General features: G+C 69.5%; 25 protein-coding genes. 20 read left to right on the top strand and 5 right to left on the bottom strand.

Annotated features, from left to right (window positions below; genetic code table 11):
* Positions 1-61: 61 nt before the first annotated feature.
* Positions 62-1138, bottom strand: a complete 1077-nt coding sequence (gene prfA / locus BJP62_RS14015; RefSeq protein ID WP_070530545.1) for a peptide chain release factor 1 — start codon at positions 1136-1138, stop codon at positions 62-64.
* Positions 1135-2388, bottom strand: coding sequence for a glutamyl-tRNA reductase (hemA, locus tag BJP62_RS14010; protein WP_070530542.1), 1254 nt, complete (start codon positions 2386-2388; stop codon positions 1135-1137). Before hemA ends, prfA begins: the two co-directional genes overlap by 4 nt.
* Before the next feature lie 179 nt (positions 2389-2567).
* Between hemA and BJP62_RS14005 the strand changes: the two genes are divergently transcribed.
* Complete coding sequence (locus BJP62_RS14005; protein WP_070530540.1) at positions 2568-3125, top strand: hypothetical protein; 558 nt, start codon at positions 2568-2570, stop codon at positions 3123-3125.
* A gap of 7 nt (positions 3126-3132) precedes the next feature.
* On the opposite strand, the gene feoB is transcribed toward BJP62_RS14005, so the two are convergent.
* Both feoB and BJP62_RS13995 read right to left on the bottom strand, forming a co-directional pair.
* Positions 3133-4896, bottom strand: a complete 1764-nt coding sequence (feoB, locus tag BJP62_RS14000; RefSeq protein ID WP_070530538.1) for a ferrous iron transport protein B — start codon at positions 4894-4896, stop codon at positions 3133-3135.
* Positions 4893-5192, bottom strand: a complete 300-nt coding sequence (locus BJP62_RS13995) for a FeoA family protein (RefSeq protein ID WP_070530536.1) — start codon at positions 5190-5192, stop codon at positions 4893-4895. The genes feoB and BJP62_RS13995 overlap by 4 nt, the downstream gene beginning before the upstream one ends.
* 172 nt (positions 5193-5364) lie before the next feature.
* Between BJP62_RS13995 and BJP62_RS13990 the strand changes: the two genes are divergently transcribed.
* The 19 genes from BJP62_RS13990 to BJP62_RS13900 all read left to right on the top strand — a co-directional run bounded on the left by BJP62_RS13990 (position 5365) and on the right by BJP62_RS13900 (position 23296).
* Complete coding sequence (locus BJP62_RS13990; protein WP_070530534.1) at positions 5365-6576, top strand: cation:proton antiporter; 1212 nt, start codon at positions 5365-5367, stop codon at positions 6574-6576.
* An 85-nt stretch (positions 6577-6661) separates the two neighbouring features.
* Positions 6662-7384 (top strand): beta-ketoacyl synthase chain length factor, encoded by a 723-nt coding sequence (locus BJP62_RS13985; RefSeq protein ID WP_083300930.1) that lies wholly within the window; start codon positions 6662-6664, stop codon positions 7382-7384.
* Entirely contained in the window at positions 7384-8127 is a 744-nt protein-coding gene (locus tag BJP62_RS13980; protein WP_070530530.1) for a 1-acyl-sn-glycerol-3-phosphate acyltransferase, read from the top strand. The genes BJP62_RS13985 and BJP62_RS13980 overlap by 1 nt, the downstream gene beginning before the upstream one ends.
* Before the next feature lie 6 nt (positions 8128-8133).
* On the top strand, positions 8134-8394 hold the full coding sequence (locus BJP62_RS13975) for a phosphopantetheine-binding protein (protein ID WP_070530528.1): 261 nt from the start codon (positions 8134-8136) through the stop codon (positions 8392-8394).
* A 9-nt stretch (positions 8395-8403) separates the two neighbouring features.
* Positions 8404-8649 (top strand): acyl carrier protein, encoded by a 246-nt coding sequence (locus tag BJP62_RS13970; RefSeq protein ID WP_070530526.1) that lies wholly within the window; start codon positions 8404-8406, stop codon positions 8647-8649.
* 17 nt (positions 8650-8666) lie between these two features.
* Positions 8667-9251, top strand: a complete 585-nt coding sequence (locus BJP62_RS13965) for a hypothetical protein (protein WP_070530524.1) — start codon at positions 8667-8669, stop codon at positions 9249-9251.
* Positions 9244-10953, top strand: a complete 1710-nt coding sequence (locus tag BJP62_RS13960) for an AMP-binding protein (RefSeq protein ID WP_070530522.1) — start codon at positions 9244-9246, stop codon at positions 10951-10953. The genes BJP62_RS13965 and BJP62_RS13960 overlap by 8 nt, the downstream gene beginning before the upstream one ends.
* Positions 10950-11690: a glycosyltransferase family 2 protein gene (locus tag BJP62_RS13955; RefSeq protein ID WP_070530521.1), complete on the top strand. Its 741-nt coding sequence runs from the start codon at positions 10950-10952 to the stop codon at positions 11688-11690. Before BJP62_RS13960 ends, BJP62_RS13955 begins: the two co-directional genes overlap by 4 nt.
* Entirely contained in the window at positions 11690-12610 is a 921-nt protein-coding gene (locus BJP62_RS13950; protein WP_070530520.1) for an acyltransferase, read from the top strand. Before BJP62_RS13955 ends, BJP62_RS13950 begins: the two co-directional genes overlap by 1 nt.
* A complete protein-coding gene (gene hutH, locus BJP62_RS13945; RefSeq protein ID WP_070530518.1) occupies positions 12607-14181 on the top strand; it encodes a histidine ammonia-lyase in 1575 nt (524 codons plus the stop codon). Before BJP62_RS13950 ends, hutH begins: the two co-directional genes overlap by 4 nt.
* Before the next feature lie 133 nt (positions 14182-14314).
* A complete protein-coding gene (locus tag BJP62_RS13940; protein ID WP_236943610.1) occupies positions 14315-14701 on the top strand; it encodes a thioesterase family protein in 387 nt (128 codons plus the stop codon).
* On the top strand, positions 14695-15315 hold the full coding sequence (locus BJP62_RS13935; RefSeq protein ID WP_070530514.1) for an outer membrane lipoprotein carrier protein LolA: 621 nt from the start codon (positions 14695-14697) through the stop codon (positions 15313-15315). Before BJP62_RS13940 ends, BJP62_RS13935 begins: the two co-directional genes overlap by 7 nt.
* 9 nt (positions 15316-15324) lie before the next feature.
* Positions 15325-17646: an MMPL family transporter gene (locus BJP62_RS13930; RefSeq protein WP_070530513.1), complete on the top strand. Its 2322-nt coding sequence runs from the start codon at positions 15325-15327 to the stop codon at positions 17644-17646.
* Entirely contained in the window at positions 17643-18881 is a 1239-nt protein-coding gene (locus BJP62_RS13925) for an NAD(P)/FAD-dependent oxidoreductase (protein ID WP_070530511.1), read from the top strand. Before BJP62_RS13930 ends, BJP62_RS13925 begins: the two co-directional genes overlap by 4 nt.
* A 149-nt stretch (positions 18882-19030) precedes the next feature.
* The gene (locus BJP62_RS13920) at positions 19031-19543 is read left to right on the top strand and encodes a DUF3261 domain-containing protein (RefSeq protein WP_168163839.1); all 513 of its coding nucleotides are present in this window, start codon (positions 19031-19033) and stop codon (positions 19541-19543) included.
* Positions 19544-19580: 37 nt separating this feature from the next.
* On the top strand, positions 19581-20753 hold the full coding sequence (locus BJP62_RS13915) for a beta-ketoacyl-ACP synthase (protein WP_070530507.1): 1173 nt from the start codon (positions 19581-19583) through the stop codon (positions 20751-20753).
* Complete coding sequence (locus BJP62_RS13910) at positions 20750-21196, top strand: hotdog family protein (protein ID WP_070530505.1); 447 nt, start codon at positions 20750-20752, stop codon at positions 21194-21196. The genes BJP62_RS13915 and BJP62_RS13910 overlap by 4 nt, the downstream gene beginning before the upstream one ends.
* A complete protein-coding gene (locus BJP62_RS13905) occupies positions 21193-21930 on the top strand; it encodes a 3-ketoacyl-ACP reductase FabG2 (protein WP_070530503.1) in 738 nt (245 codons plus the stop codon). Before BJP62_RS13910 ends, BJP62_RS13905 begins: the two co-directional genes overlap by 4 nt.
* Positions 21931-22060: 130 nt before the next feature.
* The gene (locus tag BJP62_RS13900) at positions 22061-23296 is read left to right on the top strand and encodes a beta-ketoacyl-ACP synthase (RefSeq protein ID WP_070530502.1); all 1236 of its coding nucleotides are present in this window, start codon (positions 22061-22063) and stop codon (positions 23294-23296) included.
* 15 nt (positions 23297-23311) lie between these two features.
* On the opposite strand, the gene BJP62_RS13895 is transcribed toward BJP62_RS13900, so the two are convergent.
* Positions 23312-24601, bottom strand: a complete 1290-nt coding sequence (locus tag BJP62_RS13895; protein WP_070530500.1) for an alpha/beta fold hydrolase — start codon at positions 24599-24601, stop codon at positions 23312-23314.
* Positions 24602-24637: the final 36 nt, after the last annotated feature.

The following is a 24637-nucleotide window of genomic DNA, read 5'->3' as shown; positions in this document are numbered from 1 at the left end:
CATTCAAATCTAGGCGACGTCGATCGTGCACGGCAAAACGGCCCGCGAGGCGGGCCGTTCCTTACTCTCCAAGCTGAGCCAGCAGCTCGGCCTGTTGCTCGTTGACGAGCGCCTGCGTCAGCTCGTCGAGGTCGCCGTCCATGATCGCGTCGAGCTTGTACAGCGTCAGGTTGATCCGGTGGTCGGTCATCCGCCCCTGCGGGAAGTTGTAGGTGCGGATGCGCTCGCTGCGGTCGCCCGAGCCGATCAGGCTCTTGCGCTCGGCGGCTTCCTTGCTCTGGCGCTCGCGGTCCTGCACGTCCTTGATCCGCGCCGCCAGCACCGCCAGCGCGCGCGCCTTGTTCTTGTGCTGCGAACGGTCGTCCTGGCACTCGACGACGATGCCGGTCGGCAGGTGGGTGACGCGCACCGCCGAGTCGGTCTTGTTGATGTGCTGGCCGCCGGCACCGCTGGCGCGGAAGGTGTCGATGCGCAGGTCGGCCGGGTTGATGTCGACCTCGCCGACCTCGTCGGCCTCGGGCATCACCGCAACGGTGCACGCGCTGGTGTGGATGCGGCCCTGGGTTTCGGTTGCCGGCACGCGCTGGACGCGGTGGCCGCCCGACTCGAACTTGAGCCGCGAATACGCGCCGAAGCCGGCGATGCGCGCGATCACTTCCTTGTAGCCGCCAAGGTCGGATTCGCTGGCCGAGACGATCTCGACCTGCCAGCGCTGGCGTTCGGCGTAGCGCGTGTACATCCGGAACAGGTCGGCGGCGAACAGCGCCGACTCGTCGCCGCCGGTGCCGGCGCGGATTTCGAGGAAAAGGTTGCGCTCGTCGTTCGGGTCCTTGGGCAACAACGCCTTCTGCAGCTCGGTTTCAAGCTCGGCGATGCGCGCCTTGCCCGAGGCGATTTCGTCCTCGGCCATTTCCTTCATGTCCGGGTCGGACAGCATGTCCTCGGCCGCCGCGATGTCGGCCTCGGTGGCGCGGAAGGCGTTGAACAGCGCTACCACCGGCTCGAGCTCGGCGTGTTCGCGCGTCAGCTTGCGGTAGCGGTCCATGTCGCGCGTCGCGTCTTCGGACGCGAGCAGCGCGCCCACTTCTTCGAGCCGGTCGCACAGTTGCGAGAGTTTGGTCTGGATCGACGGTTTCATGTCTGGTCGGGTAGGCGGAACAGCCGCCGCGTACAGGCGGCCAGCGGTTCCTGGTCTTGGGGAGATGCGGCGTTCAGGCTCGCGAGCGGCGCATGCAGGATTTTGGCGGCAACCTGTTCGGCCAGGCGCTCGAGCACGTCGTCGACGTCGTCGCCGGCGGCCAGGCGTTTCTTTGCCCGCGCCAGTTCGTTGCGGGCGATCCGGTCGGCGTGGTCCTTGAGCTCGCGGATCGTCGGCACCAGCGCGCGCGTCGCCTGCCACTGCTTGAAGGCGGCCACGCCTTCGGCGACCAGCGCCTCGGCCGCATCGACTTCGGCGGTGCGCGAGGCCAGCCCCTGGCGGACGACTTCGGACAGGTCGTCGACGGTATACAGATAGGCGTCGGCCAGATCGCCGACCTCGGCCTCGACGTCGCGCGGCACGGCGAGGTCGACGAAGAAGATCGGCTTGCGGCGGCGCGCCTTCAGCGCCCGCTCGACCATGCCCTTGCCGATCAGCGGCAGCGGCGCGGCGGTCGAACTGACGACGATGTCGAATTCGGCCAGCCGCACGCCGATGTCGGTCAGCAGCATCGCCTCGCCGCCATACTGCGCCGCCAGCGTCTCGCCGCGCTCGAGCGTGCGGTTGGCGATGACGATGCCGCGCGGCTTGTGCGCGGCGAAGTGCGCGGCGCACAGCTCGATCATTTCGCCGGCGCCGACGAAGAGCACCTTGCATTCGGACACGCTGGTGTAGATCCGTTCGGCGAGCCGGACCGACGCCGCGGCCATCGACACCGACGACGCGCCGATCTTCGTTTCGGTACGCACGTCCTTGGCGACCTGGAACGCGCGCTGGAACAGCCCGTTGAGCAGCACGCCCAGGCTGCCGGCGCTGCGCGCGGCGCGTTCGGCGTCCTTGAGCTGGCCGAGGATCTGCGTTTCGCCGACGACCATCGAATCGAGGCCGCAGGCGACGCGGAAGGCGTGGCGCACGGCGTCGTCGTGCTCGTAGCGGTACAGGTGGGCGGCGATGTCGTCGACGCTGCGGCCGCGGCTGGCGGCAAGCCAGCCGAGTACCGCGTCGACGTCGCGCGCATTGCAGTACAGCTCGGTCCGATTACAGGTCGAGACGATCGCGGCTTCCTGCACGCCGCGCACCTGCGTCAGCTCGGCCAGCGCCTTGGGCAGCTCGGCGTCGCCGAAGGCCAGCCGCTCGCGGACCGCCAACGGCGCGGTCTGGTGATTGAGGCCAAGGACAAGCAGATTCATTGAGGCTGGCGGGGCACGATCGGATGCGAACCCGTCATTTTAGCGCGCGGGCCCGGTCCCGTCTTGCATGCGGGCAAGATTGCCAAACGGCAACAGCCCGGTTCCAGCCGTCGCAGCCGGACGGCACGCAGGCTGCCACCACCTAGCATGGGGACATCGCGTGTTCCGAGAGCCGGACGATGACCGAAACCCTGCGCCTGCTGCTGCTCTACCCCCATCTGCTCGCCTGTTGCGTTGCGATCGGCGCCACCGTGCTCGCCGACCTGAAGATCATGGGCCGCCGCACCGGCGCCGGCGACCGGGCCTTGCTGCAGCTCGTCAGCCGCACGGTGCTGGTCGCGCTGGCGCTGCTGTGGGGGACCGGGCTGGCGATCATCCTGCTCGATTTCGGCCACTGGCCGGGCTGGGCCGAACTGGCCGCGCACCCCAAGCTCGCCAGCAAGCTGATCGTCGTCATGGTGCTGACGCTCAACGGCGCGGCGCTGCACCATTACGCGCTGCCGCGGCTGCTGCCGGCCGTACCGGCGCCGCTTGGCCGTGGCCAGCGGCTGCGGCTGGCGTGCATCGGCGGCGTCTCGGCGGCATCGTGGGGTTTCGCCGCCTTCCTCGGCATCGCCCGGCCGCTCGCGGGCAAGCTCGGCACCGGCGCCTTCCTCGGCCTCTACCTCGCCGCGCTGCTGATCGCGCTCGGCGTCGGCCTGTGGTCGGCACCGCGGGTTCGCGCGCTGCCGCTGTGAACCGCGCTCAGAAGCCGAGTGCCCGCGCGCCCTGGTAGAACACGAAGGACAGCACCCACGCCAGCAGCAGCGACCAGACGACCGAGAATGCGGTGAAACCCGCGCTTTTCGATTCCTTCTTCATCGCCGCGATCGTCGCAACGCAGGGCACGTAGGTCAGCGCGAACAGCATGAAGCTGTACGCCGAGACCGGATCGAACGAATGGGCGAGGTGCGTGGCGAGCTGCGCGCCGTCGACGCCGACGATCACCGCCAGCCCGCCGAGCACGACCTCCTTGGCCACAAAGCCGAACAGCAGCGCAATCGACAGCTCGGCCCGGATGCCGATCGGCGACAGCACCGGCTGGAAGAAATTGCCGACGACTTCGGCATAGCTGTGTTGCGGGCTCGGGTAGTTGGTCAGCAGCCAGACGGCGATGACGCCGAACACGATCATCGTCGTCGCGAGCTTCAGGAAGGAGCGGCACTCGTTCCAGCCGCGGAAAACGATGTGCTTGAACACCGGCAGCCGGTAAGGCGGCAGCTCGAGCGCGAACGGCTCGCGCGACGGGAAGTACCGGCGGAACAGCAAGGCGGTGCCAAGCGCGATGAGGATGCTGACAAAGTACAGCGACAGCAGTACCCACGGTGCCTGGCGCGGGCCGAACAGCGCGCCGGCGAAGAACAGGAATATCTGCAGCCGCGCCGAACACAGCGAGAACGGAATCGTCAGCATCGTCAGCAGCCGCGCCTTGTGGTCGCGGATCACCCGCGTGCCCATCAGCGCCGGCACATTGCAGCCGAAGCCCATCATCAGCATCACGAAACCGCGGCCGTCGAGGCCGACGCGCGCCATGATGCCGTCCATCATGAAGGCCGCGCGGGCGAAGTAGCCCGAGTCCTCGATCACCGCCATCAGGCAGAAGAACACGAAGATCAGCGGCGCGAACGTCAGCACCGTGGTCACGCCGTCCCAGATCCCGCTGAGGATCAGCCCGGACAGGAAGTCGGGCAGGCCGGACGTCAGCGGCACCAGCCAGGCGTCCCTGACGCTGCCGAGCAGCGCCTCGAAGCCGTCCTGCAGCGGCGTGCCGATCGCGTAGGTGAGCTGGAACAGCAGCGCCATCATCACCACGAACAGCGGCAGCCCGGCGAGCGGGTGCAGCAGCCAGCCGTCGAGCTTCTGCGTCGGGCCCGGCGGCAAGGTCGGTGGACGATGCACCGTACGCGCATACAGCGCTGCCTCGGCGTCGCGGCTGGCGTCGGCCGGCCTCAGGCTGGCGAAATCGAGCCGGGACGCCTCGCCGTTGAGACTGGTGGCCAGCAGCGCCTTGAGGCCGTCGACACCGTGACCGTACTTGGCGCTGATCTTCAGTACCGGGCTGCCGAGCGCCTCGGCCAGCGCGTCGGTGTCGATGTCGAAACCGCCGCGCTTGGCCTCGTCGGCCATGTTCAGCGCGACGATCAGCTTCGCGCCGACCGATTTGAGCTGCAGCGCCAGCGCCAGTTGCCGGTCGAGCTGGGTCGCGTTGAGCACCAGCAGCACCGCGTCGAGCCCGGTGTCGGCGAGGAAGCGCTGCGCGACCTGCTCGTCCTCGGCACCGCCGGTCAGGTCGTAGACCCCCGGCAGGTCGACGAGCTGCACCATGCTGCCACCGAGCAGCACCCGGTGGCTGGCCAGCTCGACCGTCAGCCCCGGCCAGTTGGCAACGCGGGCGTTGCCGCCGGTGATCCGGTTGAACAGCGTGGACTTGCCGGTGTTCGGCATCCCGACGAGGGCGACGCGCCTCATGTCGCATCCCCCAGCGCTGCCACCGCCCGCGACGGCGCAACGGCCGCGGCCGACGGTTCGATGACCTCGATCAGCGCCGCCTCGGCCCGGCGCAGCATGAACTCGGTGCCGCCAACCTTCAGTTGCAGCGGGCCGCCGAGCCAGCCACGGCGGATCACCTCGACGTCGCGCCCCGGGCGCAGCCCGAGTGCGGCCAGCCTTTGCGCCAGTTCGGCCGAGGTGCCGACCGCCTTCACGCGCGCCGGCTGTTGCGCTTGCAGTTGAGCGAGATTCAGGATCACGGCGTGCCTCGGCATCGAAAGGAGAATGATTCCGAATTATCCGCCGCAAGTCGGTCAATTGGTTGATGATCATCAACTTTCACGGTGCCATTTTTTACGGCAGCACCGGACCGTGGCGCCGGCTGGCGGCCGTCACGACGGCGCGAATCGCATAGAATGCGACCCGACCCGATCCGCCCTTCAGCCCATGCTCGCCTTCACCCTGCCCGTCGCGCTCGTCCTCGTCCTCGCCGCCACCCGGCTCGGCGGTGTCCTTGCACGCGCCTGCGGCCAGCCGGCAGTCATCGGCGAAATCGCCGCGGGCATGCTGCTCGGGCCGACGCTGCTGACCGGCGCGTTGCCGGCACTCGGTACGCTCGCGTTCACGCCGGAAACGGTTTCGCTGATCGGCAGGATCGGCGATGTCGGCGCGGTGCTGTTCCTGTTCCTGCTCGGCGCCGAGTTCGACCTGGCCGCCTTGCGCCATCGTCCGCGCGCGGTGCTGCTGGCGAGCAAGCTCGGCATGGCGCTGCCGGTCGCGCTCGGTGGTCTGGCCGCGTGGGCTGCGTCGCACTGGCTGGCCGCACCGCTGCCGGCGATGTCGCTCGCCTTCATCGCGCTGGCCAGCGGCATGACGGCGCTGCCGGTGCTCGCGCGCATCGTCACCGAACGCGGTCTGGCCGGCACCGTGATCGGCAACCAGGCGATCGCCTGCGCGGTGCTGACCGACGCGCTGAGCTGGGCGCTGCTCGCCGCGCTGGTTTTCGCGTGGCTGCCGCAGCACGGCGCCCACGGCCCGGCACAGCTGGCCGCCGCCGCCGTCTACGCCGTCGCGCTGTTCGGCCCGCTGCGTCGCCGGCTCGCCGCCATGGCGCCGGCGCTGGCAGCCGGGCGCGCGGCCGCCCTGCTCGAGGTGCCGCTGTATGTCGCCGCATCGGCGGCCACCAGTGCCTGGCTGGGGCTGCACGCGCTGCTCGGCGCCTTCGCCGTCGGTCTGCTGCTGCCGCGCAACCCGCAAATCGTTGTACGATTGCAACAGCTGTTGTCGGCGCCGTGCCGCTGGCTGCTGCCGTGCTTTTTCGCCGCGATCGGCCTGTCGACCGACCTTGGCGTGCTGCTGGCCGGCGGGCTCTGGTGGCTGGCGCTGCTGATGACCGCGGTGGCGGTGATCGGCAAGGTCGGCGGCTGCCTCGCCGCCGGCGCCCTGAGCCGGATGCCGCGCCACGACGCGTGGATGCTCGGCATCCTGATGAACACGCGCGGGATGATGGAGCTGGTCGTCCTCAACCTCGGCCGCCAGCTCGGCCTGATCGCCGAACCGTATTTCTCGGCGATGCTGCTGATGGCCATTGCGACGACGGTGATGACGTCGCCATGGCTGCGGGCCATCGAGAAAAAAGAAAGCCTGCTGAAAGCGTAAGCCACCCGCCGCCGGCATGGCCGCGCGTTGAGCATCGTCACCGCGCCGCGATACCATAGAAATCCTTATTTTGCTTACGAATGCCATGTCCACTCCGCCCGCCACCGCACTGCACTTCAGCCTGAAGCAGTGGTCGGCGTGGGCGCCGGGTCTGGAGTCGCGCAATGCCTGGCTGGCCTGGGACGGCAAGCCGCCCGGCGGCGAGACGGCGCCGAAGGTCGAGGCGATGCCGGCGATGCTGCGCCGCCGCGCCGACCGGCTTGGCAAGATGGCGCTCGAAGCGCTCTATGCGCCCGAGATCGCTTACCACGGCCAGCCGCTGATCCACGCCAGCCGCCACGGCGAAGCAACGCGCACCGTGCCGCTGCTGCAATCGCTGGCCGCCGAAGGCAAGGTGTCGCCGCAGGCGTTCAGCATGGCCGTGCACAACGCCACCGCCGGGCTGTTCACGATCGCGACGAGGACGCATACACCGGTTTCGGCGATTGCCGCGGGCGCCGAGACCGCGCTGGCCGGTCTGGTCGAGGCGTGCAGCCAGCTCGCCGACGGCGCCGCCTCGGTGCTGCTGTGCTACAGCGACGAGCCGCTGCCCGCGCTGTACCGGCGCTACGCCGACGCGCCCGAAGCGCCGTTCGCGATGGCGCTCGACCTCGTACCCGGCGACGACTTCCGGCTCGAGCCGGGCCACGCCGGCGGCCGCGACGCAACGCCGCTCGAGCTGCTGCACTTTTTCCTGAGCGGCGCCGCTGTGCTGCCGCTCGCCGTGCGCGGTGGCTGGACCGTCGTCCGTTCCGGGGAAGCCGCCTGATGAATCTCGACCGCGCGTGGCGGATCGCCGCCACCGGCTTCTGCTTTGCCGTGTTCGGCCTCGGCGGGCTCGTCATCCTCTGCGTGCTGCTGCCGCTGCTGCAGCTGGTACCGGGCAAAACCCGGCGGCTGCACGCTGCCAAGAACACGCTGCATTACGGCATGCGGCTCTTCACCGGACTGATGGCCTTCGTCGGCGTGATCAGCTACGAGGTCCGCGGCGGCGAGAAGCTGCGCCGCAACGGGCTGTTCGTGCTCGCCAATCACCCGTCGCTGATCGACGTCGTGCTGCTGATGTCGCTGGTGCGCCGGCCGGACTGCGTCGTCAAGGCGGCGCTGTGGGACAATCCCTTCACCTGCGGCCCGGTGCGTTTCGCCGGCTTCATCAGCAATGCCGGCGGCCCGGGCGTCGTCGACGACTGCGTCGCGTCGGTCCGCGCCGGCAACAACCTGATCGTGTTTCCCGAAGGCACGCGCAGCGTGCCGGGCCGGCCGCTCGCGCTGCAGCGCGGTGCGGCCAACATCGCCGTACGCGGCCCGCTGGCCATCACGCCCGTGGTCATCTCGGTGTCCGAGCCGATGCTGACCAAGGGCAGCAAGTGGTACCGTGTGCCGCAACGCAAACCGCATTTCATCCTGACGGTGCACGATGACGTGCACCCCGAACGGCTGTTCGACCACGAACCCGCACTGGCCGCGCGCCGGCTGACCGACTGGCTGGCGCAGTTCTTTTCACGGAGTTAGTACCGCATGTCCGACCTGGCTGCTGAAATCAAGGCGCTCATCATCGAGAGCCTCAACCTCGAAGACCTGACCCCGGGCGACATCGACACCGATGCGCCGCTGTTCGTCGAAGGCCTCGGCCTCGATTCGATCGACGCGCTCGAACTCGGCGTTGCGCTGCAAAAGCGCTACGGCCTGTCGCTGTCGGCCGAATCCGAGGAAACCCGCAAACACTTCGGCTCGGTCGCGAGCCTCGCCGCCTTCGTCGCGGCCAACCGCAGCAAGTAAGGCCACGCCATGCAAAAGCAGGACATCTACGACTGGATCGCCAAGACCCTCGAAGAAACCTTCGAGATTGCCCCCGAGCGCATTTCGCTCGACGCCCGGCTCTACGACGACCTCGACATCGACAGCATCGACGCGGTCGACCTGATCGTGAAGCTGCAGAAGCACACCGGCAAGCGCATGCAGCCCGACGCGTTCAAGAGCGTCCGTACCGTCGGCGATGTCGTCGACGCGGTGCACGCGCTGCTCGAGGCCTGAATGAAGCAGGAAGCCTGATGAACCGGGTGTTCGGCCTCGCCGCCGGCGTGGCGCTGCCGCTGCTGTTCTGGCTGTGCCAGTGGCAGGGCTGGCCGTTCTGGCTCGCCGGCCTCGTGCTGCTGCCGCTGGCCGTTGTCGGCCTGGGCCGCCTCGGACCGGCTGGCGGGGCGAGGCGCTCGGGGCTGATCGGCCCGGCCACCGGCCGCTGGCTCGGGCTCGCCGCCGCGCTGCTCGGCGTTGCCGCGCTCGTCTCGCGCTCGGCACTGCCGCTGACCTTCTACCCGGTCCTCGTCAATGCCGTGCTGTTCGCCGTTTTCGCCGCCAGCCTCGTCAGGCCGCCACCGGTGATCGAGCGGCTGGCGCGGCTGACCACGCCCGACCTGCCCCCCGAAGGCGTCGCCTACACCCGGCGCGTCACCCGGGTCTGGGCCGGCTTCTTCGTGCTCAACGGCGGCATCGCGCTGTGGACGACGACCCAGCCGCACGCCACCTGGGCGCTCTACAACGGCCTGATCGCCTATGTGCTGATCGGCACGCTCGGCGCCGGCGAGTACCTCGTCCGCCGTGTGGTCATGCATCGTCATGGAATTCGCAATGCCTGATTCTTGGCCGGGCCCGTGGCCCCTGGTCGATCACGCCGCCGGGCCGGCCGTCATCGCCTGGCGTGGCGATGCGCCGATCACCGGTGCAACGCTGCTCGCCGACGTCGCCGCCGCAGCGCGGGCCGTTGCGGCGCTCAACGCACCGCAGGTGGTCGTGTTCGACAGCGACAGCTACCGCTTTGCCGTCTGGCTGCTCGCCGCCTGGCAGGCCGGCCTCGCCGTCACGGTGCCCGGCGACGCGCTGCCGGCAACGCGCGCCGCGCTGCCCATGCCGTGGATCGGCGACATCGCCGCGGCAGCGCTGTCCACTTGGCCCGCGGCTGCACCGGCCGGCCGGACCGCCGCCGCGCCGCGCGGCACACCGTCGCTGCAGGTGTTCACGTCGGGATCGACCGGCCAGCCCTGCGCGATCACCAAGACCATTGCCCAGTTGCGCAACGAGACCGATGCGCTCGAAGCGGCGTTCGGCGCGCGCATCCCGAAGGGCGCGCGCATCGTCGCGACCGTGCCGCACCAGCACCTGTACGGCCTGCTGTTCCGCGTGCTGTGGCCGCTGGCCGCCGGCCGCGCCTTCGAGGCAGAGACGATCGCCTATCCCGAGCCGCTCTGGGCGCTGCCTGCCGGACCCGAACGGGTGCTCGTCGCCAGCCCGGCCATCCTCAAGCGCATTCCGACCGTGCCCGACCGCGGCGCGATCGCCGCGCGCTTTGCCGCGGTGTTCTCGTCGGGCGGGCCGCTGCCTGCGGACGCCAATCTCGCCGCGCGCGCGCTGCTCGGGCAGCGGATTACCGAGGTCTACGGCAGCTCCGAAACCGGCGGCATTGCCCACCGTCACGAACCGTACGATGCCTGGACGCCGCAGCCCGGCGTCGAGATCGCGCTCGACGACGACGGCCTGCTGCGGGTGCGCTCGCCCTTCCTCGCCGACGACGGCTGGCATCCAACCCACGACCGCGCCGCGCTCGACGCGGGCCGGTTCACCTTGCTCGGCCGTGCCGACCGCATCGTCAAGGTCGAGGAAAAGCGCGTGTCGCTGAGCCGGATCGAACGGCTGCTGGCCGGATGCGCCGAGGTCGACACCGCGCGGGCGCTGCCGATCAGCCGGCAGCGCGACGAAATCGCCGCCGTCGTCGTCCTCAGCGCCGCCGGCCGCGATGCACTCGAACGCGACGGCAAGGCGCTGCTGGACAGGCGGCTGCGCGACGCGCTCGCCGCCGACATCGAGCGTGTCGGCCTGCCCCGGCGCTGGCGCTACGTCGCCGAGCTGCCGCACGACGGCATGGGCAAGACACCCGAAGCGCTGCTCGCCGCGCTGTTCGCGCCGCCGACCGGGCCCCGTCCGACCGAGCCCATCGTCGTCGAGACCACCGCCGACGCTGCGGGCGCAACGCTGACCCTGAATATCGACGCGCGACTGGCGCATTTCGACGGCCATTTCGACCAGACGCCGGTGCTGCCCGGCGTCGCGCAGGTCGACTGGGCGGTGCTTTACGGCCGCCGGCATTTCGCCATCGAAGGCAGCTTCACCGGCATGCGTGCGCTGAAGTTCCAGCGCATCATCCAGCCGGGCATGAGCGTCACGCTGACGCTGGGCTGGGACGCCACCAAGCGCCAGCTCGCCTTCGCCTATGCATCAAGCGCCGGCGCGCATTCGAGCGGCAGGCTGCTTTTCGACGGGATCGTCGACGGAGCCGGGGCATGAGCTGCATTGCGGTAATCCCGGTCTACAATCACGGCGGCGCGATCGGCGCCGTCGTCGACGCATTGCTGGCGCACGGCCTGCCGGTGCTGCTCGTCGACGACGGCAGCGAAGCCGGCTGCGCCGCGGTGCTCGACGCGCTGGCCAGTCGTGAACGCGTCACGCTGCTGCGCCACGCGGCCAACCAGGGCAAGGGCGCGGCCTGCGCCAGCGGCTTTCGCCAGGCGGCGGCGCTCGGCTACAGCCATGCGCTGCAGATCGACGCCGACGGCCAGCACGACACCGGCGATGTGCCGCGCTTCCTCGCCGCAATGGCGGCCCGCCCCGACGCGGTGATCGCCGGCTGCCCGGTCTACGACGACTCGGTACCGAAGGGCCGACTCTACGGCCGCTACGCGACCCACGTCTGGGTGTGGATCAACACGCTGAGCCTGCGCATCACCGATTCGATGTGCGGCTACCGGATCTACCCGCTGGCGCCGACGCTGCCGGTGCTCGACCGCATGCCGCAGGCACGGCGCATGGACTTCGACCCCGAGGTGCTGGTGCGGCTCGACTGGGCCGGCGTGCCCGTCGTCAACCTGCCGACGCGGGTGCGCTATCCGGCGGACGGCGTCTCGCACTTCGACTACTGGCAGGACAACGTGCGGATCAGCAGGATGCACGCGCGGCTGTTCTTCGGCATGCTCCGGCGCTCGCCGCGGCTGCTCGCGCGGCTCGCGGCCGGCGGCGCACGCTGATGGCCAGGCACTGGGCGTCGGTCGGCGAGGCCGGCTTCGCCGGCGGCATCCGGCTGCTCGTCGGCATCTACAAGTTGTTCGGCCGCTGGCCGTTCCGGCTGGTGCTCTACCCGATCCTGAGCTGGTACGTGCTGAGCCATGCGCTCGCCCGCAACGCGTCGCGCGACTACCTGCGCCGGCTGCATGCGCGCAGCGGCGGCCGCACACCGGCGCCGACACTCGCCAACGTGCTGCGGCACTTCGCCGCCTTCGGCGAAACGGTGCTCGACAAGCTGCTGGTCTGGCGCGGCGACCTCGACGACACCGAGATCCGCCGCGACGGCGCCGCGACGATGCAGGCGGTGATCGACGCCGGCCGCGGCGGCGTGATCATGACCGCGCACATCGGCAACTTCGAGATGCTCCGCAAGCTCGGCGAAACGCGCCGCGGCATCCGGCTCAACATCCTCGTCCACACCAAGCACGCCGAGCGCTTCAACCGGCTGCTGCGCGAAACCAATCCGGACGCTCACATCCGGCTGATCCAGGTCACCGAGATCAGCGCCGCTACCGCGGTCATGCTGGCCGAACGCGTCGAGGCCGGCGAGTTCGTCGTGATCGCCGGCGACCGCGTGCCGGTGTCGCTGCAGCCCGATACCGTCGGCGTGCCTTTCCTCGGCGCGCCGGCGCCGTTCCCGGTCGGCCCCTACGTGCTTGCGGCCATCCTCAAGTGCCCGCTGGTCGCGCTGGTCGCCAGCCGCCGTGCCGACCATTTCCACATCACCGTGCGCCTGCTGGCCGAACGCGTCGTGCTGCCGCGCGCCGACCGCCGTGGCGCGATCGCGCTGCTCGCCACCGGCTATGCGGCGCTGCTCGAGGCCGAATGCCTCGCCGCGCCGCTGCAGTGGTTCAACTTCTATCCTTTCTGGTCCGAACGATGACGAACAAATCCGGCTCCCCTCTTCAGGATGCGACCCGCACCGGCCCGGTCACCTTCGGCGCAGGCCGTCTCGGCATCGCCGACATTGCCAAACTGGCGCGTCGCGAAGCCCGCCCGGTGCTATCCGGCAACGCGGCGTTCACCGGCCGCATCGCCCGCGGCGCGGCCTTCCTCGACAAGCTGCTCGACGTGGACGGCGTGATCTACGGCGTCACCACCGGCTACGGCGATTCGTGCACCGTTGCCGTGCCGGTCTCGCTCGCCTACGAGCTGCCCCAGCACCTGTACACCTATCACGGCTGCGGCTACGGCGAGGTGTTCGGCGATGTCGAAACCCGGGCGATCCTCGCCGCGCGGCTGGCATCGCTGTCGCAGGGTTACTCGGGCGTCAGCGCCGGCCTGCTCGAACAGCTCGCCGCGCTGCTCGAGCACGACATCCTGCCGCGCATTCCGCAGGAAGGCTCGGTCGGCGCCAGCGGCGACCTGACGCCGCTGTCCTACGTTGCAGCCGTGCTGTGCGGCGAACGGGAGGCACGTCTCGACGGCCAGCCGCTGCCGGCTGCCGAGGCACTGGCGCGTTTCAATCTCACGCCGCTGAAGCTGCGCCCCAAGGAAGGGCTGGCGATCATGAACGGCACTGCGGTGATGACCGGGCTGGCGTGTCTGGCGTGGGAGCGCGCCGAGTACCTGGCACGGCTCGCGACACGGATCACCGCGCTGGCGGTCGCCGCCAGCGACGGCAACCCGCAGCACTTCGACGAAACGCTGTTCGCCGCCAAGCCGCATCCGGGCCAGCAGGGCGTGGCCGGCTGGCTGCGCTTTGATCTCGGCGACAACAAGGCTGGCCGCAACGACCACCGCCTGCAGGACCGCTATTCGCTGCGCTGCGCGCCGCACGTGATCGGCGTGCTGGCCGACGCGCTTCCGTTCCTGAGGAACGTGATCGAGAACGAACTCAACAGCGCCAACGACAATCCGCTGGTCGATCCGGACGGCGAACGCGTGCTGCACGGCGGCCACTTCTATGGCGGCCACATCGCGTTCGCGATGGACAGCCTGAAGAACCTCGTCGCCAACGTCGCCGACCTGCTGGACCGGCAGATGGCGCTGCTGGTCGACGCGCGCTACAACCATGGCCTGCCGGCCAACCTGTCGGGCGCCACCGGCCCGCGCGCGGCGATCAACCACGGCCTGAAGGCGCTGCAGATCAGCGCGTCGGCGTGGACCGCCGAGGCGCTGAAAAACACCATGCCGGCGTCGGTGTTCAGCCGCTCGACCGAATGCCACAACCAGGACAAGGTGAGCATGGGCACGATCGCCACCCGCGATGCCTTGCGCGTGCTGCAGCTGACCGAGCAGGTCGCCGCGGCGATGCTGATCACCGTGCGCCAGGGCCTCGCGCTGCGTCAGGCCACCGCGGACGGCGCAATGCCGCTGCAACCCGGTGCCGACGATTTTGTGAGGCAGCTCGCGGACGACATCGCCTTCATCAACGAGGATGTCGCACTCGAACCCACGCTGCGACGCCTCGTCGACGGCATCCAGCAGCAGCAATGGAAACTATATGAGTAACCCGATCGTTGACCCGGCGCCGGCGAGCGCCGCTGACACGCGAAGCGAGGAGCGCCGTGTACGTTCAAGTACACCGCAGCGACCAAGCGAGCGCGCAGCCAAGCCGCCCCGCGGCACAAGCGTGGTCTGGCAGGTGCCTTTCCACGACCTCGACCCGATGGACGTCTGCTGGCACGGCAACTACGTGCGCTACTTCGAGTACGCGCGCACCGCGCTGCTGCAGGCGCTCGATTACGACTACCCGCAGATGCGCGACTCCGGCTACGCGTGGCCGGTGATCGAGCTGAACATCCGCTATGCCAGACCGCTCGTCTACCAGCAGCGCATCGAGATCTGCGCCGAAATCGTCGAGTGGGAAAACCGGCTGAAGATCCGCTACGAGATCCGCGATGCCGATACCGGCGCCCGGCTGACCCGTGGCTACACGGTGCAGGTCGCCGTCGAGATCGCGACGCGCGAAATGTGTTTCATGTCGCCGCCGGTGCTGTTCGACAAACTCGGAGAACCCGTCCCATGCTGAAACGCCTGCTTGCGCTGACGCTGCTGCTCCCGGCGCTGTTGCCGATCGGCGCGCATGCCGACACCAATGGCCAGCTGCTGCAGGACGTGCAGAAGCGCCTCGTCGACGCACCGGTGATCCGCGGCGAATTTGTCCAGGAGCGGCAACTGGTCGGCGTGAAGAAGACGCTGACCGCGAACGGCCATTTCGTCGTCGAGAAAAAGCGCGGCGTCGTCTGGCATACGGTCAAGCCGTTCGACCAGCGGCTGCAGGTTGCCCGCGACGAAATCGTCCAGAAGGACGGCAAGGAGACGCTGATGAAGCTGACCGCCGACAAGGAACCGGTGGTGCGCACCGTCGGCGGCGTGCTGTTCTCGCTGTTCTCGGGCGACCTGTCCGGGCTGGCCAAGCATTTCGACGTCAAGGGCGACGCCAGGGGCGCGCGCTGGAATCTGGTGCTGAGCCCGAAGGACGCCGGCATGGCCAGGCTGATCGGCAATCTCAAACTCGCCGGCGACAGGACGATCGAACAGGTCGAGATGAATGCCGCCAGCGGCGATGTGACGCGGATCAGGATGAGCAAGGTGACGACATCCACACAAATGTCGGCCGAGGACGAGGCCGACTTTGACTGATCCGCGACCATGACCGAAACCCGCCTCTGGCGCGCACTGGCGCTGGGCTGGCTGATCGTGCTGCTGGGCTGCGCCGGCTGGCTCGCGAGCCAGCACCGGCAGCTCGCCAACCGGCTCGATACCGACCTGTTCGCGCTGCTGCCGAAAAACGAGCGCGACCCGGTCGCCGAGCGGGCGATGGCCTCGCTCGCGCAGGCGTCGGAGCGCCAGCTGGTGCTGCTGGTCGGCAGCGCCGGCCGCGAGACGGCGGCAGAAGCCGCCGGCACGCTCGCCGCCGCGCTCAGGCCGCTGCCGATCCGGCCGCAGACGCAGGCGCTCGACCTCGACGCGCTGCGCGACTTTTATGCACCGTACCGCATGGTCACGCCGGCCGATGCCGCCGCGCTGGCGCAAGGCCCGGCCGCATGGCAGGCGCGCGCACTGCAGCAGGCGTACGCGACGGTATCGACCAGCGGGCTGGCCTGGCGCGACGATCCTTTCGGCACCTTCGGCCGCTGGCTGCAAGGGCTGGGCGAGCTGACCCGCGTCCGCCCCGACGGCGGCCGGCTGAGGGTCGACGCGGACGGACGCCACTACACGGTGCTGATGTACACGCTGAACGACAGCGCCTTTTCGCTGTCGGCGCAGAAAACCGTCGCCGACGGGCTCGACCGTGCGATTGCCGGCCTGAAGGCCGCTTCACCCGACGTCAGCGTCCTGCGCGCCGGCGTCGTATTGCACGCGGCCAAGGCCGCGCAGCAGGCCGAGCGCGAGATGTCGACGATCGGCGCAGGCTCCTTGCTCGGCATCCTGCTGCTGGTGCTGCTGACCTTCCGCGGCTGGCGCGCGCTGCCGCTGGTCGCGCTGTCGATCGCCACCGGGATGACGATCGCGCTGGCGCTCACCTTTGCGCTGTACGGCCGTGTGCACATGCTGACGCTGGTGTTCGGCACCAGCCTGATCGGCGTCGCCGTCGACTACAGCCTGCTGCTGCACAGCACCAGCCTCGGCGCGGCGGTCGGCGCCGGCAAGCGGCTCGAGCGGCTGCTGCCCAGCCTGCTGATCGCCACGCTGTTCACCGCGCTCGCCTACCTGTGTCTGGCGCTGACGCCGTTCCCGGGGCTGGCGCAGATGGCCGTGTTCGCCGCCACCGGTATCGCCTCGGCGTGGCTGTCCGAGCTGTTCTGGTATCCGCGCCTTGCCCCGAGCAAGCTCGAACCCGGCGTGCTCGGCGCACCGCTGCTGCGGTGGCTGGCGCGCTGGCCGCGCCTCGGCCGTCGTGGCGCACTGATCGCGCTGGCGGTCGCCGCGCCGGTCATCGTCGCCGGCTTGCTGAAACTCGACGCCAGCGACGACGTGCGCAGCCTGGTCAGCACCGACGCCACCTTGATGAAAGAGCAGATCGCCACGGCCAGACTGCTCGGCCTGCCGAGCCCGGCGCAACTGTTCATCGTCAGCGGCCCGGATGCGCAGACCGTGCTCGAGCGCGAACGTGCGCTCACCCGGGCGCTCGACGGCTTCGTCGCCGGCGGCGCGATTGCCGGCTACCAGAGCGTCAGCCGCTGGCTGCCGCCGCTGTCCGAACAACGCGCGCTGCAAACCCGTGCGGCGGTATTGCGCGATCCCGCGTTGCTGCGCTCGCTGGCCGACGACATCGGCGTCGACGACGACTGGATCAAGCAACAGGCCGCGCCAGCGCCATTACTGACGCCCGAGACCTGGCTCGCATCAAAGGCGTCGCTGCCGGCGCGCCACCTGTGGCTTGGTGACACCGGCCACGGCTATGCAAGCATCGTGATGCTGACCGGCCTTGCCGGCGCCACCAACGCCGCAGCGCTGGCGAAGGTGTCGCTGCCCGGCGTGCGCTGGGTCGACAAGCCGGCCGAGATTTCCGCCGTGCTCGACCGCTATCGCGACCGGCTGGCGGCCGTACTCGCCGCCGCCTACATCGTCACCGCCGCGCTGCTGTGGCGCCGTTACCGCCGCGACACCTGGCGGGTGCTGGCGCCGTCGCTGATCGCCAGCATCGCCACGCTGGCGATCTTCGGCTGGCTCGGCATTCCGCTGCAGCTCCTGACCGTGCTGACCCTGCTGCTGCTGCTCGGCATGGGCATCGACTACGGCATTTTCGTCAACGAACACCCGGGCGAGGTGCGCATGGTGCTGGCGATCTCGCTCGCCGCCTGCTGTACCTTGCTGTCGTTCGGCCTCCTGGCGTTCAGCCACACGCCGGCGCTGGCGACCTTCGGCACCGCGACGCTGTCCGGCGTCGGCCTGGCCTGGCTGATCGCCCCGCTCCTGCGCCGCCCGTCCCCTCCCCAACCGCTGTTCCAACCGGATCACGCCTCATGAGTACCCGTCAAAGCACCGATATCGTCATCATTGGCGCCGGCCCGTCCGGCAGCGTCGCCGCCGGGCTGTTGCGCAAGGCCGGCCGCGACGTCGTCATCATCGAACGCGAAACCTTTCCGCGCTTCTCGATCGGCGAGAGCCTGCTGCCGCAGTCGATGGCATACATCGAGAAGGCCGGTTTCCTGCAGGACGTGGTCGAGGCCGGCTTCCAGTACAAGAACGGCGCAGCCTTCGCCCGCGGCGCCGACCGCACGGCGTTCGACTTCCGCGAGAAGTTCTCACCGGGCTGGGGCACGACCTACCAGGTACAGCGCGGGCATTTCGATCATGTGCTCGCCAACGGCGCGGCGAAGGCCGGCGCCGACATCCGCTACCGCCACACCGTGCTCGCCGCCGACGTGAGCGGCGCGAAGCCGGTGCTGACGGTGCGCGGCGCCGACGACCACGTCTACGAGATCGAAGCGAACTTCCTGCTCGACGCCAGCGGCTTCGGCCGCACGCTGCCGCGCCTGCTCGATCTGGAAACACCGTCGGACTTCCCGGTCCGCGGCGCGATCTTCACCCATATCGAGGACGGCATCCCGACCGGCACGTTCGACCGCAACAAGATCCTGATCACCGTCCACCCGCAGCACCACCACGTCTGGTACTGGCTGATTCCGTTCTCGAACGGCCGCTGCTCGATCGGCGTCGTCGCCGAGCGCGACTTCCTCGCGCAATACCAGGGCGAGGATACCGAACGGCTCAAGGCCATCGTGTTCGAGGACGCCGGCCTCGCCGAACTGCTGAAAAACGCCCGCTGGGATACGCCGGCGCGTACGCTGACCGGTTACTCGGCCAACGTGACATCGCTGCACGGCAACCGCTTCGCCCTGCTCGGCAACGCCGGCGAGTTCCTCGACCCGGTGTTCTCGAGCGGCGTCACCATCGCGGTCAAGTCGGCCGACCTCGCCGTCAACGCGCTGCTGCGCGAGGCCGCCGGCGACACGGTCGACTGGGAGCGCGATTACGCGAAGCCGCTGAAGAAGGGCGTCGACACTTTCCGCGCCTTCGTCACCGCGTGGTACGACGGCCGCTTCCAGAAGATCATTTTCCACAAGGACAAGAACCCGCAGATCGAGGCGATGATTTCGTCGATCCTCGCCGGCTACGCGTGGGACGAAGCCAACCCCTACGTCGCCAAGCCCGAGCGCCGGCTGTCGTCGCTGGAAGCCGCATGCGCACTCTTCGATTGATTGCCTTTGGACAACGCTGCCCGGAGCACACTCGAGCCGCAAGGCGAGGCTTCCTCGCTGGGCGAGGACGGGAGGAGCGGGAGGACAACGGGCAAGGCTGCGGCACACGAGCAATGGTGCAAACGCTTGGCCGGGCGCTCCGCGTACTGATGTCCCTCGCCATCATTGGCAGCCTCGCCGGCTGCGCGACGCTGCTCTCGGGCGGCCTGCCGCTGCTGCAGATCGCACCGGGTGCGTTCGGCGGCGAGCGCGTGCTCGAGCAGCGGCTGACGATGCGCTGGCCCGGCGAGACGCGCACGCTCGACGTCGTCGCCAGCATCGACGACAGCACGGTTTCGCTCGTCGGGCTCGCGCTCGGCGTCCGGCTGTTTTCGATAGACTACGACGGCAAGGCGGTGCAATCGACCGAGAACGTGCCGATGGCGCTGCCCGCCGAGCGGATGCTCAACGATTTCCTGATCGTCCACGCGCCGCTGCCCGCGCTGCAGGCCGCGCTGCCGGCGGGCTGGCAGGTCAACGACACCGCACGCCAGCGCGTTGTCCGGCACGACGGCCAAAACGCCATCGTCGTCGATTACAGCAATGACGACCGGCTCGCCGGTCGGGCACAGCTCACCAATCGACCCTTGCATTACCAACTGACCATCGACACCGCGCCATGATTGAGCTGCACTTCCAACCGACGACCAACATAGCGCCATGATTTACCTGCATTCCCCCGGCCTGATCTGCGCGCTCGGCAGCGGCGTCGACACCGTCCGCGAGCGGCTGTTCGCCGCCGACAGTCCCGGCATGGACGTCACCGACCGCTACAGCCCGGGCCGGCCGCTGATGCTCGGCACCATCACCGAAGCGCTGCCGGCGATTGCCGCGCCGCCGCAGCACCGCTCGCGCAACAACGCCCTGCTGGCCGCCGCGTTCGCGCAGATCGACGTGCCGTACCGGGCGCAGTCCGCCGGGCTCGATCCGGCCCGCATCGCCGTCGTGCTCGGCACCAGCACCTCGGGCATCGTCGAAGGCGAAGTCGCGATGGCGGCACGCGACGCCGACGGCGCGCTGCCGGCCGGCTACCACTACGGCCAGCAGGAACTCGGCTCGCCGGCGCAATGGCTGGCGGACGAGCTCGGCCTTGCCGGCCCGGCTTACTGCATTTCGACCGCCTGTTCGTCGAGCGCCAAGGCGCTGGCTGCCGGTGCGCGGCTGATCGGGACCGGCGTAGCCGACCTGGTGATCGCCGGCGGCGTCGACACGCTCGCGGCCTTCACCATCGCCGGCTTCTCCGCGCTCGAATCGGTCAGCGCCGCACGCTGCAATCCATTCTCGCGCAACCGCAACGGCATCAATATCGGCGAAGGTGCGGCGCTGTTCCTGATGAGCCGGACACCGTCGCAGGTCGCGCTGACCGGCTGGGGCGAAAGCTCCGACGGACACCATGTGTCGGCACCGGCGCCGGACGGCAGCGGCGCAAAACGGGCGATCGCCGCCGCGCTGGCCCGCGCCGGCAAAACAGCGGACGAGATCGGCTACGTCAACCTGCACGGCACCGCGACACGGCAGAACGACGCGATGGAAAGCCTTGCCGTCGCCGCCCTGCTGCCCGGCGTGCCGGCAAGTTCGACCAAGCCGCTGACCGGCCACACGCTCGGCGCCGCCGGCGCGATCGAGGCCGCGCTGTGCTGGATCACGCTGACCGACGCGGACCGCCGCTTGCCGCCGCACGTCTGGGACGGCGACGCCGATCCGGACATCGCGCCGCTGCCGCTCGTTGCCCCCGGCACCCGCGCCGGCACCCGCGCCGGCGTCGGCGCCGCGCTGTCGACGTCGTTCGCCTTCGGCGGCAACAATATCGCGCTGATCCTGGAGCGCACATGAGCGACCTGCCCATCAATGACTATCTGCCGCACTCGGGCCGCATGGTGCTGCTCGACCGGGTCGTCTCGGCCGCGCCGGACACGCTGACCGCGGCAACGACGATCCGCGCCGATTCGCCGTTCTGCGACGGCCTCGAGGTCGGCGGCTGGGTCGGCGTCGAATACATGGCGCAGACGATCGCGGCGCTCGCCGGCTTCGAGGCGCGAGCGCGCGGTGACGCGGTCAGCGTCGGCTTCCTCGTCGGCACGCGCCGCTACGACAGCGAGGTGCCGGCGTTCCGCGTCGGCCAGACGCTCACCGTCACCGCAAGGCGCGAGTTCCAGGCCGACAACGGCGTTGCGGTGATGGACTGCACGATCGCGATCGACGGCAAGACCGTCGCCCGCGCCCAGCTCTCGGCCTACCAGCCGGACAATCTCGACGAATACCTGAAACAGGCATGAACACACTCAAGCACACCGTCCTCGTCACCGGCGCATCGCGCGGCATCGGCCGCGCCATTGCCACCCGCCTCGCCGCCGACGGCTACGACCTGATCCTGCACTGCCGGTCGCGCCGCGATCAGGCCGACGCACTCGCCGCCGATCTGGCTTCGCAATACGGCACCACCGCCCGCGTGCTGCAGTTCGACGTCGCCGACCGCGCCGCCTGCCGCGCGGCGCTCGAGTTTGAGCTCGACGAGCACGGCGCACCGTACGGCGTCGTCTGCAACGCCGGCATCGCCGCCGACGCGGCCTTTCCGGCGATGACCGAGTCCGACTGGGACGGCGTGGTCCACACCAATCTCGACGGTTTCTACAACGTGCTGCATCCGCTGGTGATGCCGATGGTGCAGACCCGCAAGCCCGGCCGCATCGTCACGCTGTCGTCGGTGTCCGGGCTGATCGGCAACCGCGGCCAGGTCAACTACTCGGCCGCCAAGGCCGGCATCATCGGCGCGACCAAGGCGCTGGCGCTCGAGCTCGCCAAGCGCAAGATCACCGTCAACTGCGTCGCACCGGGTCTGATCGACACCGACATGGTCAGCGACGAGGTCCGCGAGCACGCGCTCAAGGCGATTCCGGCCCAGCGCATGGGCCGGCCCGAAGAGGTCGCCGCCACGGTCGCCTTCCTGCTGTCCGCCGACGCGGCCTATATCACCCGGCAGGTGATTTCGGTGAACGGAGGTCTCGCATGACCCTGCGCTACTGCGAAGCCCGATCACTGCGTTGTCCCCTCGTTCGTTCCGCACCACACGCTGCGTACGATCTCTTCACTCGCTCCGGGACGCCTTGTGCTCGGGCTTCTCGCTACGCGCAGGGGGCCATATGAATCGACGCGTCGTCGTCACCGGCATGGCCGGCATCAGCCCGATCGGCTGCGACTGGGCTACGATCGAGGCCGCGCTGCGCGCCGAGCGGAATGCGATCCGCTACCTGCCCGAGTGGGACGAATACGCCGGCCTCAACACCCGGCTCGGCGCACCGGCGGCGGCGTTCGCGCTGCCGGGTGACACCTACACGCGCAAGCGCACCCGCAGCATGGGCCGGATCGCGCTGATGGCGTGCCGTGCCAGCGAGCTGGCCTTGCTCGATGCCGGCCTGCTCGACAATGCCGAATTGCTCGGCGGCGGCCGCGTCGGCGTCTCCTACGGCTCGTCGGCCGGCTCGCCGCCGGCGATCGGCGATTTCGGCCGGATGATCCACGAAAAGACCACCGAGGGCGTCAACGCCAACAGCTACATCAAGATGATGGCGCACACGACACCGGTGAACATCGCGGTGTTCTTCGGCCTGACCGGCCGGGTGATCACGACGTCGAGCGCGTGCACCTCGGGCAGCCAGGGCATCGGCTATGCGTACGAGGCGATCCGCTACGGCGCGGCCGACGTGATGATCGCCGGCGGCGCCGAAGAGCTCTGCGCGACCGAGGCCGCCGTCTTCGACACGCTGTTCGCGACCAGCACCCGCAACGACGAGCCCGGCCTGACGCCGCGCCCCTACGACGCCGGCCGCGACGGTCTGGTGATCGGCGAAGGCGCCGGCACGCTGATCCTCGAGGAGTACGAGCACGCGAAGGCGCGCGGCGCGACCATCCACGCCGAACTCGTCGGTTTCGGCACCAATTGCGACGGCACCCACGTGACCCAGCCGCAGGCGGCGACGATGGCGCAGGCGATGCGGCTGGCGCTGAAGGACGCCGGCCTGCCGGCGGACGCGATCGGCTACGTCAACGGCCACGGCACGGCGACCGAACAGGGCGACATTGCCGAGACGCAGGCGACGCATGCGGTCTTCGGTGCCCGGATGCCGATCTCGTCGCAGAAGAGCTACGTCGGCCACACGCTCGGTGCCTGCGGCGCGCTCGAGGCATGGTGGAGCATCGCGATGATGAACGGCGGCTGGTTTGCGCCGACGATCAACCTCGAGACTGTCGACCCGCGTTGCGCACCGCTCGACTACATCGGCAGCGGCGGCCGGCAGATCGCCTGCGATTATGTGATGAGCAACAACTTCGCCTTCGGCGGCATCAACACCTCGCTGATCTTCCGCCGCCCGGACTGACGCGCCGGCCGGGCCCTAGCGCCCGGCCAGCCGGTCGGCGGCGACCGCCTGTTCAAGCGCCCGGTTGATCTCGCCGCCGACATCGCGGCTGCCGAGGATCGACGTGTGCGTTTCGTCGAAACCGGTCACCCGCACCGCGCCCTGCTGCACCGGCATCGCCAGCTGGCTGGCGAGCGCGATCGTGCCGTCGCTGTTGCCCTGCACCAGCATGCTGCTGCCGCGATAGCCGAAGAACAGCTGGTGCGGCACCGGCAGCGGCGACTTGAGCAACTGGCGCAGGAAGTCGCTGTCCGGCGCGATGTCCTGCCACGACGGAATCGTCACCGGCGAACGGCTGACACCGAGTTGCGCCAGCGCATCGCCTCCCCACGGCGTCGACAGCGTGACGAAGAGCATCACCGGCTGCTGTGGATCGGTCTTCGCCAGCCGGCGGATCGCCTGCCGCGACACCAGTCCGCCGACGCTGTGCGCGACGACGATCATCCGGCTGAAGCCGTATTCGCGCTGCAGCGTCTGCAGCAGATCGGCCAGCGTGTCGCCGCTGTGCGCCAGGCGCATCCCGCTCGGGTACTGGTAGACCCACGGCTGGAAGCGCTTTCGGTCGAGCCCGGCGACGATCTGCTTCCATTGCTGCGGATAGCCGCCGACGCCGTGGACGAACAGCACCGGAATCCGGTCGGCGCGGTAGGGCTCGAGGAAATAGACGCCGATCCCCAGTTCAGAGACGAAATCGAGCGGCGCCCACAGGCCCTTGGCGCCGAAGGCGCGGCCGAAGCGCGCGTCGTCAATCGCGGCCGTGCGGCCCGCGAAGAGCTGCAGCCTGCTGCGCATACCGGCCGGCACGTCGGCCAGCCGGCTGCGGAGGTCCGCATGAAGTGGCCGCGCCTCCTTGCCGAGCGCAAAGCACGGCATGTACTCGTCGCCGGGGCCAACCTCGACCCCGGCCGGCAGCCCGATACCGGCCGACGCCTCGTCGCCGTCGGCGCGGCCGTTGCCGTTGCGGTCGTGATACGCGACCAGCGCATAGCGCCCCTGCTGCGGTACCAGAAAGGCGAAGTAGCCGCCTTCGCCGACGTGGCTCGACGCCACAGCCTGCACGCCGTCGTACTCGACCCGCAGCAGCACGACTTCGACCTGCTCGATCGGAACGCCGTCGAGCTGCACCGCGCCGGCGACGACACCGTTGCGCGCGATCTCGCTGCGGTTCTCCTCGAGCCTGACCACGCGGCGGGCAAAGCCGCAGGCGCCCAGCGCGGCGATCAGCACCAGCAGCAACGCGGTTCTCAGCCCCTTACGCGCGTCCATTCTCCCTCCTGTCGGGCCGGATCGTCCCATGCCTGC

It is taken from the genome of Jeongeupia sp. USM3 (genome assembly GCF_001808185.1).
Taxonomy (GTDB): Bacteria; Pseudomonadota; Gammaproteobacteria; order Burkholderiales; family Chitinibacteraceae; genus Jeongeupia.
This window is presented reverse-complemented; position numbering and strand designations above follow the sequence as displayed.